The organism is Serratia sp. BNK-4 (assembly GCF_048685115.1).
In the GTDB taxonomy this organism is placed as follows: Bacteria; Pseudomonadota; Gammaproteobacteria; order Enterobacterales; family Enterobacteriaceae; genus Serratia; species Serratia bockelmannii.
In genome coordinates this window covers 977370-991160 of the sequence record NZ_JBLQTM010000001.1, presented here as the reverse complement: position 1 = coordinate 991160, position 13791 = coordinate 977370, and the positions used below count along the sequence as shown (strand labels likewise).

The following is a 13791-nucleotide window of genomic DNA, read 5'->3' as shown; positions in this document are numbered from 1 at the left end:
GACTCAGGGCTTCTTCAAATGGGGCTGGAAGTTGCACGGGCGATGGCGCGCGTCCAACTGCTCTTCGATAATCCGCTCCCAGGCGGTGCGGCAGGCGCGGGTGGAGCCCGGCATGGCGAAAATCACCGTGCGGTTCGCCAGGCCGGCCAGCGCGCGCGACTGGATCGTCGCGGTGCCGATCTCTTCGTACGACACCATGCGGAACAGTTCGCCGAACCCTTCCACCTCTCTGTCGAACAGCGGCAACAGCGCTTCCGGCGTGTTGTCGCGCGCGGTAAAACCAGTGCCGCCGGTGATCAGCACCGCCTGCACGTTGTCATCGGCGATCCACGCGGAAACCCGTGCGCGGATCTGGTAAATGTCATCTTTGACGATGGCGCGATCCACCACCTGATGGCCGGCTTCCTGCGCCGCGTCCTGCAGATATTGGCCGGAGGTGTCTTCCGCCGCGCCGCGGCTGTCGGACACGGTCAGGATGGCGATATGCGCCGGAATAAACTCGCTGCTCGCATGGCTCATGGTTCAATAAGCTCCTATTGGCTGTCAGCCGCCGATAAACGACAGGTTCTGGGTGATCCCGCTGTTGCCCTGATGCAGGAAATGGGTCTGCTTCTTGCTCAGCAACCCACTCTGGATGCGCGCCTTCAGCGCATCGAGCTGGCCGTCGTCCGCCAGCAGATCGCGCAGAGGCACCCCCTGCTCGCCGAACAGACACAGGTGCAGATTGCCGATGGAAGAAACGCGCAGCCGGTTGCAGCTGGCGCAGAAATCTTTTTCATACGGCATGATAAGACCCACCTCACCCTGGTAGTCCGGGTGGCTGAACACCTGCGCCGGGCCGTCGCTGCGGCCGCGCGCCTGGCGCTGCCAGCCCTGCTGCTCCAACTGCCGGCGAATCACTTCGCCGGAAACGTGGTGTTTGCGAAACAGCTCGCCGCCCTCGCCGGTTTCCATCAGTTCGATAAAGCGCAGCTGGATCGGCCGATCCTTGATCCAGGCGAGAAAGGCGCCAAGTTGCTGGTGGTTGACGTCGCGCATCAGCACCGCGTTGACCTTGACCTTGCTGAAACCGGCGCTGAAGGCGGCGTCGATGCCGTCCATCACCTGGCGGAACTTGTCCTGGCCGGTGATGGCGTGAAACTGGCGGGGATCCAGGCTGTCGACGCTGACGTTGATCGCCGTCAGACCGGCGTCACGCCAGGCGGCGACGTCGCGCGCCAGACGGTAGCCGTTAGTGGTGACCGCCAGGGTACGGATGGCCGGGTTTTCCCGCACGGCGGCGATGATCTCGGTAAAATCGCGGCGCAGCGAAGGCTCGCCGCCGGTCAGGCGCACCTTTTCGGTGCCCAGTTCGGCAAACGCGCGGCTGACGCGGCGGATTTCATCCAGCGACAGGAAGCTTTTCGGGCTGCCGCTCGGCTTGTAGCCGTCGGGCAGACAATAGGTGCAACGAAAGTTGCACACGTCGGTGATCGACAAACGCAGGTAATAGAACTTGCGCTCATAAGCATCAATGAGTTGCGGTACCATAACACCTTTCCAAAGTCGGGAGATGCGAGCGTTTCCCCTCTGCACCCTGGTGGCTAACTTCGCCACGGCCCAGGCGCCATATCGTTCCGGATGAACAACGTAGGCGCAGGGGCTAGGAGTTTGATTTCTCTTCCCGCTACCTTGAGTAGCCGGAATGAAACCGTGGTTTTCAGCAGAATTCTAGCGCTAATCGGCAACGATAGCCAACGCGTTAATTCGCTATATAATTGTCTATACAGCGTTTTTAGACGCCGCCTATTCGGGTAAACCATGATAAACATCGCTTGCGTGGACGAATTGACCAGAATCACGCAAATGACACTCTTTATCGCGTTTTTATGCCGGATCCGCTACCTTATGCGGGCAGTTCAGACCCTTTGTAAGGAAATTTATGCGTAATCGTACCCTGGCCGATCTCGACCGCGTGGTGGCGTTGGGCGGCGGACACGGCCTGGGCCGTGTGATGTCGGCCCTGTCGTCCTTAGGCTCCCGCCTGACCGGCATCGTCACCACCACCGACAACGGCGGTTCCACCGGCCGCATCCGCCGTTCGGAAGGCGGCATTGCCTGGGGCGATACCCGCAACTGTCTCAACCAGCTGATCACCGAACCGAGCGTCGCTTCGGCGATGTTCGAATACCGTTTCAGCGGCAACGGCGAACTGGCCGGCCATAACCTGGGCAACCTGATGCTGAAAGCGCTGGATCACCTGAGCGTGCGCCCGCTGGAAGCGATCAATCTGGTGCGCAGCTTGCTGAAGGTGGACGCGGCGCTGATCCCGATGTCGGAGCAGCCGGTGGATTTGATGGCGCACGATCACGAAGGCAATCACGTTTACGGTGAAGTGAATGTCGATCAACTGGCCCACATGCCGCAGGAGCTGATGCTGTCGCCCCCGGTCAACGCCACGCGCGAAGCGCTGGACGCCATCGCACAGGCCGACGTGATCCTGATCGGGCCGGGCAGCTTCCTCACCAGCCTGATGCCACTGCTGCTGCTGGACGATCTCACCCAGGCGCTGCGCCGCAGCAGCGCTAGCATGATCTATATCGGCAACCTCGGCCGCGAGCTGAGCGTGGCCGCCGCGGCGCTGTCGTTAAAGGATAAGCTGACGCTGATGGAAGAGAAGATCGGCCGCCGGATGATCGATGCGCTGATCGTCGGCCCGGCGGTGGATGCCAGTGAAGTGCAGGATCGGGTGGTGATCCAGCAACCGCTGGAAGCGAGCGACATCCCCTACCGCCACGATCGCCAGCTGCTGCGCCAGGCGCTGGATCACGCGCTGGTGGAGCTGGCCGCGCGCCGCTGACCGAATTTAACCGTCTCGCCCGCGCAGCCAGGGATTATCGCTGGCTGGGGCGGGATGGCTGACCATATCGATATACAGATCTTCCACCTCTTTGCGCGCCCAGGGCGTGCGACGCAAAAACTTCAGGCTGGACTTGATGCTCGGATCGCTGCGGAAGCAGTTGATGCGAATGCGCGCGCCCAGTTCGGACCAACCGTAGTGATCCACCAGTTTATTCAGCAGTTGCTCCAGCGTTACGCCGTGCAGCGGGTCTTTAGACTGGTGTTGGCTCATGTTCGGTACTCTTCGTGGTCAAATCGGGCCGCACACCATAACAGCTTTGGCGCGGCCGACAAGGAATTTTGACGCCCACGGCGCGGGCGCCGTCCAACGGTCAGGAAATCGCGATGAACTGCTCGCGCAGCTGGTGGATTTCGTCGCGCAGCGCAGCCGCCTGCTCGAACTCCAGGTTTTGCGCGTGGGTGTACATCTGCGCTTCCAGATCGCGAATTTTCTGATCCAGCGCTTTCGGCGTGAGGTTCTGCAGCTGAGCGCCGCCCTCCACCGCCTTGCCCTTGCCTTTGCTCTTGGTGCGGTTGACCGGTTGGCCGATCTGCAGAATGTCGCCGATCTTCTTGTTCAGCCCCTGCGGCACGATGCCGTTGGCTTCGTTGTAGGCCTGCTGCTTGGCGCGGCGCCGCTCGGTTTCACCGATCGCCTTGGCCATCGAATCGGTGATGCGATCGCCATACAGGATCGCCTTGCCGTTCAGGTTACGCGCCGCGCGGCCGATGGTCTGGATCAGCGAACGCTCGGAACGCAGGAAGCCTTCCTTGTCGGCGTCCAGAATCGCCACCAGCGACACCTCAGGCATGTCGAGCCCCTCACGCAACAGGTTGATGCCCACCAGCACGTCGAACTCGCCCAGACGCAGGTCACGGATGATTTCGACCCGTTCCACGGTATCGATGTCCGAGTGCAGGTAGCGCACGCGCTCGCCATGCTCTTCCAGGTATTCGGTCAGGTCTTCCGCCATGCGTTTAGTCAGGGTGGTCACCAGCACGCGCTCGTTGATCGTCGCGCGCTTGCGGATCTCGGAGAGCAGATCGTCCACCTGGGTGGCGACCGGCCGCACTTCCACGATCGGATCCAGCAACCCGGTCGGCCGCACCACCTGATCGATCAGATCGCCGCCGGATTTCTCCAGCTCATATTTGCCCGGCGTCGCGGAAACATAGATGGTCTGCGGCGCCAGCGCCTCGAACTCCTCGAAGCGCAGCGGGCGGTTGTCCAGCGCCGACGGCAAACGGAAGCCGTACTCCACCAGCGTTTCCTTGCGCGCGCGGTCGCCCTTGAACATCGCGCCGATCTGCGGAATGGTCACGTGGGATTCGTCGACCACCAGCAGGCCGTCCGCCGGCAGGTAGTCGAACAGCGTCGGCGGCGGCTCGCCCTCGGCGCGCCCGGACAGATAGCGCGAGTAGTTTTCGATGCCCGAGCAGTAACCCAGCTCGTTCATCATCTCCAGATCGAACTGGGTGCGCTGCGTCAGGCGCTGCTCTTCCAGCAGCTTGCTGTTGGCCAGCAGCACCTTGCGGCGGTCCGCCAGATCAACCTTGATCTCTTCCATCGCCTGCATGATCCGCTCACGCGGCGTCACGTAGTGCGATTTCGGGTAGATGGTAAAACGCGGCACCACCTGCTCAATCTGCCCGGTCAGCGGATCGAACAGCGACAGCCGTTCCACTTCTTCATCGAACAGTTCGACGCGCAGCGCCAGCTCGTCTGATTCCGCCGGGAAGATATCGATCACCTCGCCGCGCACGCGGAAGGTGGCGCGCTGGAAAGCCTGATCGTTGCGGGAATACTGCAGCTCCGCCAGGCGGCGCAAAATGGATCGCTGATCGATGATCATGCCCTGAGTCAGGTGCAGCATCATCTTCAGGTAAAGATCCGGATCGCCCAGGCCGTAGATCGCCGACACCGATGCCACCACCACCACGTCGCGCCGCTCCAGCAGCGCCTTGGTGGCGGAAAGACGCATCTGCTCGATGTGCTCGTTCACCGAAGCATCTTTTTCAATGAAGGTGTCGGAGCTGGGCACGTAGGCTTCCGGCTGGTAGTAGTCGTAGTAGGAGACGAAGTACTCCACCGCATTCTCCGGGAAAAACGCTTTCATTTCACCGTACAGCTGCGCCGCCAGCGTCTTGTTCGGCGCCAGTACCATGGTCGGCCGATTCAGATCGGCTATCACGTTGGCGATAGTGAACGTCTTGCCCGAACCGGTAACCCCCAGCAGCGTCTGGTGCGCCAGGCCGTCTTCCAGCCCCTCTTCCAGCTTGCGGATGGCTTCCGGCTGATCGCCGGCCGGTTTGAACTCGGAATGCAGTTTGAAAAGTTTACTCATTGCTCGGCTACCCTGTGGAGATGCGCGCGCTCAGGCGGCCAGCCGGCTCTGCGCCGGATATGGCCCCTAATTATGGAAAGTGTCGGCGATTTGCGCCAGTGCCCATGATACTGGATATAAAACCAGCTTCAAGCGGATTCGTCGCTGCACCCGGCACTCCGGCAATGTCGTTGCACCGTGACGTTACAGCCGGGTGACATTTTTATTGTCAATAACAGATTTATCCCCAGAACTTGCCGCGAATTAACTTATTGATAGCACCACGTCGAAAAATCATACATAGAGACCTGATCAATACCCCTGCGTCTTGATTTTAGTTAATATATTGATATATAACAGTTTTAATAAAAAGACGAGAATGCGGGCAAAGCGAACAGAACCCGCGTCCGCTCTCGCTTTACAGCGTTTTTCTAAATCTAATACACAAGGTTATCCACAGGAATAGTGGATAACTCTCACCGTCCCGCCCGGGGCGGGAGTTACGGAAAGAAAGCTTTTCGCCCTTTACACCCGCTAAAATGGCTTTTTTAGTTATTTTTTCATAAAAATATCGCTTTGTTTATGCCGATTAATACTAAAAATCCCCATTGCCAAAATCGCATCGGCCCCTTTCTCGCGGATCGCTCTTGACGGCGACGCAATGCCTTGCACCATGTCCTCACCAAAGGGCACCACAAGAGTGCAAAAAACGTCCGGGTTAACTTCTCGGCGTATTTTCAGGCCACCGCGGCAGAGCGCGTCAGGCCTAGCAGAGGGTTAACAAAGCGATAACATCCCCCCTTTTCGGCCAGTAGCAAAACTGGCCTGGGAGTTGCTTTATCTTTCAGCGTGCGAACGAGGCGCGACAGCATAATGCGCTGCCGAATGCGGCGTGCAACCACCGCCTGGCTACCCCTCGTAAAAGCGCGAGAACGACACCAAGTCGTCATAAACGTCGTTTTTCACGACATACTGACTGTCTTTCCGTCCACCGCAGACATTGCTCAGGTGAATCGGATGGACGGCATTTTGTTCCAGACATTGCCACACTCGGGAAATCAACCGCCAATGCGGCCTTTGTTGCACCCCACCAACGAGTGGATGGGCGCCTGTGTCTATGAGGAGAATGCCAAATGCTGAGCCTGAGATCGGTCAATCAATTTTACGGGCAAAATCATACCCTGTGGGACATCAACCTGGAGCTGCCGCGCGGCCAGTGTACCGTGCTGCTTGGGCGCAACGGTGTGGGCAAGACCACGCTGGTCAATTGCATCATGGGGCATGTGCCGGTGGTGAGCGGCAGCATGACCTGGCAGCCCGCGGATCAGCCGCCGCAAAATCTGCTGCTGCAACCGATGGAGCGCCGCGCCGCACTCGGCATCAGCCACGTCCCGCAAGGGCGGCAACTCTTCTCGCAGCTGAGCGTGGAGGAGAATCTGCAGGTGGCGCAGATGGCCGGGCGCGGTGCCCCTCGCCGCATTCCGCCGCTGATCTACAGCCTGTTTCCCAATTTGCGCCAGATGCGTACCCGCCGCGCCGGCGATCTGTGCGAAGGCGCTCAACGCCAGTTGGCGATCGGTCGTGCGCTGGCGCAGGAGCCGGCGCTGCTGATCCTCGACGAACCGACGACGGGCGTGCCCCCTTCAATCGCCGCCGACATCGGCAACGTGATCCGCAGGCTCAACTATGAGTTGGGCATGACCATTTTACTGGTAGAGCATCAGCTGCCGTTCGTGCGCCGGGTGGCGGATCGTTTTTGTCTGCTCGATAGCGGTCGCACCGTGGCGCACGGCGCGCTGGCGCAGCTGGATGAGGCGCTGATCGGCGCCGGGCTGGCGGGACAGGAAGGAAGATGAGGGGGAGTCCCCCTCATGGGGCGTTTGTTTATAGCAGGCTGATATCCAGATACTCCCCCAGCGGCGCCCGTTCGGCCTGCGGCAGGTGTGGTATTTCACCCAGCAGCGGCGCGGGCAGCATGCGGCGCAGCGTGGCCAGGTATTCCTGATGCCGCCGCCCCGGGGGCGCCACGTCGTTGGCGATCCAACCGGCCAGCGTCAACCCCGCCTGTTGCACCGCCTGCGCCGTCAGCACTGCGTGGTTGATGCAGCCCAGTTTAATGCCCACCACCAGGATCACCGGCAATTGTTCCTGCTGCACCCAGTCGGCGAAGGTGTACTCCGCCGACAGCGGGGTAAACCACCCGCCGGCGCCTTCGACCAGCACCCAGTCGGCGCGCTGCTCCAGCCGGCGCAGGCCGTCGGACAGCCGCGCCGCGTCGATCGGCCGACCTTCATCGGCGCTGACGATATGCGGCGAGGTCGGTTCGGCAAAAACGTAAGGGTTCACTTCGTCGTAACGGAGCGCCACGCCGCTGTTGGCTTGCAGCGCCAGCGCGTCGCCGTTGCGCAGCCCCTCGGCGGTCATCTCGCTGCCGGAGGCCACCGGCTTATAGCCGGCACTGCGGTAGCCCGCCCGGTTGGCGGCCTGCAACAAGGCGCTGCTGGCAACGGTCTTCCCCACCTCGGTGTCGGTGCCGGTCACGAACCAACGTTTAATCACGATAAATCACTCCATAAGCCAGATGATAGCTGAGGGGGAACTGCCCCTGCCGGCACGGGTAAACCGCCTGCAACGCGGCGAGACGGCCTCGCGACATCAGGCCGCCCTCGCGCCCCTGATGCAGATGCGTCGCCCCGATGCCCTTGAGCGAACGCATCAGCGTCATCACGTCCGGGTAGTTCAGGGTGCGTAACTCCGTGACCAGCTCGTGCCGGTATTCAGCACAGGCGGCGCGGATCTGCGCCAGCGGCAGGAAGGCGTTCACGTGGCGCTCGCCGTCCACCTGTTGCCAGGCGTCCCCCAATTCCTGCAGCGATCCCGCCGCCAACGTGGAAAACAGGATCACGCCGCCGGGGCGGGTCACGCGATACAGCTCCGCCAGCGCGGCGGGCAGATCGCTGCACCACTGCACCACCAGGCTGCTGAAACAGATGTCCATCGCCGCATCGGGCAGCGGCACCTGTTCGATATCGCCCAGCAGATAATGATGCGCCGCCTGCCGTTGGCGGGCGACCTCCAGCATGCCCGGCGCCAAATCGAGCGCGGTCACCTGCTTGCCGCGCTCGCGCCACAGGCGGCTGAAATAGCCGGTGCCGCAGCCGGCATCCAGCAGCTGCTCGCCCGGATGGGGACTCCCCATCCCCAGTAAGCGCTCGCCAACATCACGCTGCAGCGCGGCGGCGGCGTCGTAGCTGCCGGCCGCGCGGCTGAAGGCCGAGGCGACCGCCTGTTTGTTCACCGTGTCATTGGCTGACGTCATTCAGCACCTCCAGCAGGCGATCGATATCCTGCGGCTGATGCGCCGCTGTCAGGGTAATGCGTAGCCGCGCGCCGCCCGGCGGCACCGTCGGCGGGCGAATGGCGCTCACCCACAGTCCGCACTCGCGCAGGCGGGTCGCCAGATCGAGCGCGCGCTGATTATCCCCCACCAGCAGCGGCTGGATGGCGGTGTCGGAATCCGTCAGGGTCAGCGCCAGCGGCGCCGCGCCCTGACGGAAACGCCGAATGTTGTCCTGCAGCCGGGCACGCAGTTCATCGCCCTCGCGAATGCAGGCCAGCGCCGCCTGCAGCGCGCAGGCTTGCGCCGGCGGCATTGCGGTGCTGTAGATTAGATGGCGGGCGAACTGCAGCAGATACTCGGCGGTCGCCTCATCGCACAGCACTGCCGCGCCGCTGACGCCGAACGCCTTGCCGAAGGTCGCCACCAGCAGTTCAGGGCGCACGCCCTGCTGCCAGCAGCTGCCGCGGCCTTGCTCACCGCGCACGCCGACGCCGTGGGCATCGTCCACCATCAGCCAGGCGCCCGCCGCGCGGGTTAAGCGATGCAGCTCCGCCAACGGTGCGCCGTCGCCGTCCATGCTGAACACCCCTTCGGTCACCGCCAGCCGCTGCCCGTCGCAGGGTTTGGCCAGCAGATCCGCCAAGGCCTGCGGCTGATTGTGCTGGAACCGGCGCAGCTCGGCCGGCGACTGCGCCGCCGCCTCCAGCAGCGAGGCGTGGCTGAGGCGATCGGCCAAAATGCGATCGCCCTTCTGCATCAACGCCGCCAGCACCGCCTGATTGGCGGCATAGCCGGAGATGAACAGCAGCGCGCGCGGATAGCCGAGCCACGCCGCCAGTTGCTCTTCCAGCGCCTGATGCGCCACGCTAAAGCCGGTGACGTGGCCCGACCCGCCGCTGCCGACGCCGTAACGCTGCGCGCCCTGCTGCCAGGCGGCGATCACCCGCGTATCCTGGCTCAGCCCCAGGTAGTCGTTGCCCGAGAAGTTCAGATAGAGACGATCGCCGAGCCGGATCTGGCGGCCGTTGCCGCCCTCGGTGGTCTGTCGCCGACGGTAGGCGGCGTTGAGACGCCGTTCTGCCAGCGCCTGTTCGATACGTTGTTGCCAGCTCATCACAGCGCCGCGTTGTAAAACTCGGCGGTATCGGCGTTCAGCAGCTGCTTAGCCAGCACCTGCTGTTGCTGGTTGTCGCCATGTTCGGTGGCGGTCTGCTGCGGGTTCAGCCCCAGCTTGCGGAACAGCTGCAGATCCTTGTCTTCTTCCGGGTTCGGCGTGGTCAGCAGCTTGCAACCGTAGAAGATCGAGTTGGCGCCGGCCATAAAGCACATCGCCTGCGTCTGTTCGTTCATCTGTTCACGGCCGGCGGAAAGGCGGACATAAGAGGACGGCATCATGATGCGCGCTACCGCGATGGTGCGGATGAAATCGAACGGATCGACGTCGTCGTTATCCGCCAGCGGCGTGCCTTTTACCTTCACCAACATGTTGATCGGCACGCTCTCCGGCGGTTTCGGCAGGTTAGCCAGCTGCACCAGCAGCCCGGCGCGATCGCGCACCGTTTCCCCCAGCCCGACGATGCCGCCGGAGCACACTTTGATGCCGGCGTCGCGCACCTTGTCGAGCGTATCCAGGCGTTCCTGGTAGCTGCGGGTAGTGATGATGCTGCCGTAGAACTCCGGCGAGGTATCGAGGTTATGGTTGTAGTAATCCAGCCCGGCCTCCGCCAGCCGTTCAGCCTGAGTGCCGTCAAGCGTGCCCAGCGTCATGCAGGTTTCCATGCCCATCGCTTTCACGCCCTGCACCATCTGCTGCAGATAAGGCATATCGCGCTCGTGCGGGTTCTTCCACGCCGCGCCCATGCAAAAACGGGTCGAGCCGTTCGCTTTGGCCTTGCGTGCCGATTCCAGCACCTGCTCGACCTGCATCAACCGCTCCGACTCCAGGCCGGTCTTGTAGCGTGAGCTCTGCGGGCAGTATTTACAGTCTTCCGGGCAAGCGCCGGTCTTGATCGACAGCAGCGTGCTGACCTGCACCTGACGCGGGTCGAAGTGCTGGCGGTGTACGGTTTGCGCTTCGAACAGCAGTTCCAGCAGCGGTTTATCAAACAGGGCCTGGGCTTGCCCTACTGTCCAGTGAATGCGGTCAGCCATCATGGCGTCTCCAAAACGAAAAAGTGTCGCCAGTTTAAATATTGTGGATATACTGTCAACCAATCTTAATTCAATTTGGTTTACAAGCATGTCTGTGACCGCTTCCGACCTGGCGTTTGACCAACGCCATATCTGGCACCCCTACACCTCCATGAGCCGCCCGTTACCCTGTTACCCGATCGAATCGGCCAGCGGCGTCGAACTGCAGCTGGCGGACGGCCGGCGTCTGGTGGACGGCATGTCCTCCTGGTGGGCGGCGATCCACGGTTACAACCATCCGCGCCTGAATCAGGCCGCCAGCCAGCAGTTGGAGAAGATGTCACACGTGATGTTCGGCGGTATTACCCATCCGTCCGCCATCTCGTTGTGCCGTCGGCTGGTGGAAATGACGCCAGAGGCGCTGCAGTGCGTGTTCCTGGCAGACTCCGGTTCGGTGGCGGTGGAAGTGTCGTTGAAGATGGCGCTGCAGTACTGGCAGGCGCGCGGCGAGCGCCGGCAGCGCATCCTGACGCTGCGCCACGGCTATCACGGCGATACCTTCGGCGCGATGTCGGTCTGCGATCCGGACAACTCGATGCACAGCCTCTATCAGGGCTATCTGGCGCCGCACCTGTTCGCGACCGCGCCGCAGTGCCGCTTCGACGAAGAATGGCGTGAAGAAGATATTGCACCGTTCGCCGCGCTGCTGGAGCAGCACGCCGGTGAAGTGGCGGCGGTGATCCTGGAACCGGTGGTGCAAGGCGCCGGCGGCATGCGCATCTACCACCCAACCTACCTCAAGCGGGTGCGCGAGCTGTGCGATCGCCATCGGGTGCTGCTGATCGCCGACGAGATCGCCACCGGCTTCGGCCGCACCGGCAAGCTGTTCGCCTGCGAGCACGCGCAGGTGGTGCCGGACATTCTCTGCCTGGGCAAGGCGCTGACCGGCGGTTACATGACCCTGTCCGCCACCCTGACCACCCGCCATGTGGCGGAGACCATCAGCAACGGCGCGGCCGGCTGTTTTATGCACGGCCCGACCTTTATGGGCAATCCGTTGGCCTGCGCGGTGGCGGACGCCAGCATGGCGCTGCTGGCGGAAAATCGCTGGCAGGCGCAGGTGAGCGCCATCGAAGCCCAGCTGAAACAGGAACTGCTGCCGTTGGCGGCGCTGCCGAAGGTGGCGGACGTGCGGGTGCTGGGGGCGATTGGCGTGGTGGAAATGCGCGAACCGGTGAATGTCGCCGAGCTGCAGCGCGGGTTCGTCGAGCGCGGGGTATGGATCCGGCCGTTCGGCAAGCTGATTTACCTGATGCCGCCTTACATCATCGAAGCGGAACAGCTCAGCCGCCTGACCGCCGCCGTGGCCGCCGCCGCGCGTTAATGCCTTACCAATGCTGGTCCAGATAGCGGGCCAGCAACCCCAGACACAGCAGCCAGAGTAAAATGATCATCGCCGCCGCCATGCGGCCGGTGGGGTTGTCGACGCGTTTTTGCGCCTTCTCGCGCAGCTCGGCCATCAGCGGCTTGGGGATCAGGCGAACCGCCAGCATGATGCCCAACGGCACGATGATCACATCGTCCAGATAGCCCAACACCGGAATAAAATCCGGGATCAGATCGATCGGCGAGATCGCATAGCCGGCCACCAGCAGCGCGATCAGCTTGGCGTACCACGGGGTGCGCTTATCACGGGCGGCCAGCCACAGCGCGTAAATATCGCGCTTGATCCCTTTGGCCCAACGGCGCAGCCAGCCGAACCACGGCGTGCGTTTTTTCAGTGAAATCATGATTACTTCATATAAGAACGTAAAACGGTCATCAATTGCTCGATGTCCTGCTCGCGCTGCTGCGGCGTAGCGTCCGCGGCAGCCAGATGTTCGCGCACATGCCCTTCCAGCACCTGCGCCATCAAACCGTTGGCCGCGCCGCGCACCGCCGCGATCTGCTGCAGAACAGCCGAACATTCGCCGCCGCTCTCCAGCGCGCGTTCCAGCGCTTCGGCCTGCCCTTTAATGCGGCGCACCCGCGCCAACAGCTTCTTTTGATCTCTGTGGGTATGGCTCATCATTTCCGCCTGATTGTTATTTACTATACTGGGGTATAGTATATTTCAGCACACTATCTTTTGCTGAGGAACTTCACCATGACGTCTCACGCGCCCGTTTTGCACCGCGAACACAGCCACGTTTTTGACGATGGTAACCCATTGGCCGAAAGAAACACCAGATGGGCGGTGATACTCACCGCCAGTATGATGGCTATCGAGATCGCCGGCGGCTGGCTGTTTAACTCGATGGCGCTGCTGGCCGACGGCTGGCACATGAGTTCACACGCGCTGGCGCTGGGCCTGTCAGTGCTGGCTTACGGCGCCGCACGCCGGCTGGCCAAGGATCGCCGCTTTAGCCTCGGCACCTGGAAGATCGAAGTGCTGGCCGGTTACACCAGCGCGGTGTTGTTGGTGCTGGTGGCGGCGCTGATGCTGTTTCAGTCTGGGCAGCGGCTGCTGAATCCCAGCCCGATTCATTACAACGAAGCCATCGCCATCGGCGCGATCGGGCTGGCCGTCAACCTGCTCTGCGCCTGGCTGTTGCGCGGTGGCGGCCATCATCATCATCACGGGGATGACCACGACGACACTCATCATGACCTCAACCTGCGTTCCGCCTATGTTCACGTGCTCGCCGACGCCGCCACCTCGGTACTGGCGCTCATCGCGCTGTTCGGCGGTAAGCTTTGGGGCGCCGCCTGGCTCGATCCGCTGATGGGCATCGTCGGCGCGGTGATGGTGGCCGCCTGGGCCTATAGCCTGATGCGCGATAGCGGAAAGATTTTGCTGGATGCCGAAATGGACGCCCCCGTGGCGCAAGACATCCGCCAGGCCCTGGCCGCTTCCGGCCACGCGCTCACGCTGACCGATCTGCATGTAGGCCGTATCGGCAAAGGAAAATATCATTGCGTCCTCGCCCTGAGCAGCGCCGATCGCGCCCTCACCGCCGATCGGGTGCGCCAACTGTTGGCCACGCATCCCGAACTGGTGCATGTCACTGTCGAGATCAACCGTCCGCCGTTGGCGCAAGGGGTTGTATTGTTCCACCGAAAAGATCTAGCTTAAGG

The 13791-nt window shown here is 62.2% G+C and carries 14 protein-coding genes and 1 riboswitch; of the genes, 4 read left to right on the top strand and 10 right to left on the bottom strand.

The window, feature by feature from the left end; translation table 11 throughout:
- Positions 1–3 precede the first annotated feature (3 nt).
- Positions 4–519 carry a molybdenum cofactor biosynthesis protein B gene (gene moaB, locus ACMGGW_RS04780; RefSeq protein ID WP_025301928.1) on the bottom strand — a complete coding sequence of 172 codons (516 nt, stop codon included), beginning with the start codon at positions 517–519 and terminating at the stop codon, positions 4–6.
- Between the two features lie 24 nt (positions 520–543).
- Positions 544–1530: a GTP 3',8-cyclase MoaA gene (moaA, locus tag ACMGGW_RS04775; protein ID WP_004939778.1), complete on the bottom strand. Its 987-nt coding sequence runs from the start codon at positions 1528–1530 to the stop codon at positions 544–546.
- Positions 1517–1661: riboswitch (molybdenum cofactor riboswitch) on the bottom strand. (Overlaps the previous gene by 14 nt.)
- Positions 1662–1921: 260 nt before the next feature.
- Here moaA and ACMGGW_RS04770 point away from each other — a divergent pair.
- Positions 1922–2839 carry a gluconeogenesis factor YvcK family protein gene (locus ACMGGW_RS04770; protein WP_025301926.1) on the top strand — a complete coding sequence of 306 codons (918 nt, stop codon included), beginning with the start codon at positions 1922–1924 and terminating at the stop codon, positions 2837–2839.
- A gap of 6 nt (positions 2840–2845) precedes the next feature.
- Here ACMGGW_RS04770 and ACMGGW_RS04765 read toward each other — a convergent pair whose 3' ends face one another.
- Both ACMGGW_RS04765 and uvrB read right to left on the bottom strand, forming a co-directional pair.
- On the bottom strand, positions 2846–3112 hold the full coding sequence (locus ACMGGW_RS04765; protein WP_004939783.1) for a VF530 family DNA-binding protein: 267 nt from the start codon (positions 3110–3112) through the stop codon (positions 2846–2848).
- Between the two features lie 100 nt (positions 3113–3212).
- On the bottom strand, positions 3213–5225 hold the full coding sequence (gene uvrB, locus ACMGGW_RS04760) for an excinuclease ABC subunit UvrB (protein WP_025301925.1): 2013 nt from the start codon (positions 5223–5225) through the stop codon (positions 3213–3215).
- Positions 5226–6337: 1112 nt separating this feature from the next.
- Between uvrB and ACMGGW_RS04755 the strand changes: the two genes are divergently transcribed.
- Positions 6338–7060, top strand: coding sequence for an ATP-binding cassette domain-containing protein (locus tag ACMGGW_RS04755; RefSeq protein ID WP_197822654.1), 723 nt, complete (start codon positions 6338–6340; stop codon positions 7058–7060).
- Positions 7061–7088: 28 nt separating this feature from the next.
- Here the strand turns inward: ACMGGW_RS04755 and bioD are convergent, their stop codons facing one another.
- From bioD to bioB, 4 genes are read right to left on the bottom strand one after another with little or no spacing between them, the layout of a single operon-like run.
- A complete protein-coding gene (gene bioD, locus ACMGGW_RS04750) occupies positions 7089–7763 on the bottom strand; it encodes a dethiobiotin synthase (RefSeq protein ID WP_060447611.1) in 675 nt (224 codons plus the stop codon).
- Positions 7756–8523, bottom strand: a complete 768-nt coding sequence (bioC, locus tag ACMGGW_RS04745) for a malonyl-ACP O-methyltransferase BioC (protein ID WP_060432616.1) — start codon at positions 8521–8523, stop codon at positions 7756–7758. The genes bioD and bioC overlap by 8 nt, the downstream gene beginning before the upstream one ends.
- Positions 8507–9658, bottom strand: a complete 1152-nt coding sequence (gene bioF / locus ACMGGW_RS04740; RefSeq protein WP_142590701.1) for an 8-amino-7-oxononanoate synthase — start codon at positions 9656–9658, stop codon at positions 8507–8509. The genes bioC and bioF overlap by 17 nt, the downstream gene beginning before the upstream one ends.
- Positions 9658–10695, bottom strand: coding sequence for a biotin synthase BioB (bioB, locus tag ACMGGW_RS04735; RefSeq protein ID WP_025301918.1), 1038 nt, complete (start codon positions 10693–10695; stop codon positions 9658–9660). Before bioB ends, bioF begins: the two co-directional genes overlap by 1 nt.
- Before the next feature lie 88 nt (positions 10696–10783).
- Here bioB and bioA point away from each other — a divergent pair, with 88 nt between their 5' ends.
- On the top strand, positions 10784–12058 hold the full coding sequence (bioA, locus tag ACMGGW_RS04730; protein ID WP_025301917.1) for an adenosylmethionine--8-amino-7-oxononanoate transaminase: 1275 nt from the start codon (positions 10784–10786) through the stop codon (positions 12056–12058).
- Positions 12059–12062: 4 nt separating this feature from the next.
- Here the strand turns inward: bioA and ACMGGW_RS04725 are convergent, their stop codons facing one another.
- Complete coding sequence (locus ACMGGW_RS04725) at positions 12063–12464, bottom strand: YkvA family protein (RefSeq protein WP_025301916.1); 402 nt, start codon at positions 12462–12464, stop codon at positions 12063–12065.
- A gap of 2 nt (positions 12465–12466) precedes the next feature.
- Positions 12467–12742, bottom strand: coding sequence for a metal-sensing transcriptional repressor (locus tag ACMGGW_RS04720; RefSeq protein ID WP_197832617.1), 276 nt, complete (start codon positions 12740–12742; stop codon positions 12467–12469).
- A 78-nt stretch (positions 12743–12820) separates the two neighbouring features.
- Between ACMGGW_RS04720 and dmeF the strand changes: the two genes are divergently transcribed.
- Entirely contained in the window at positions 12821–13789 is a 969-nt protein-coding gene (gene dmeF / locus ACMGGW_RS04715) for a CDF family Co(II)/Ni(II) efflux transporter DmeF (RefSeq protein WP_099816706.1), read from the top strand.
- The last annotated feature ends 2 nt before the right edge of the window (positions 13790–13791 follow it).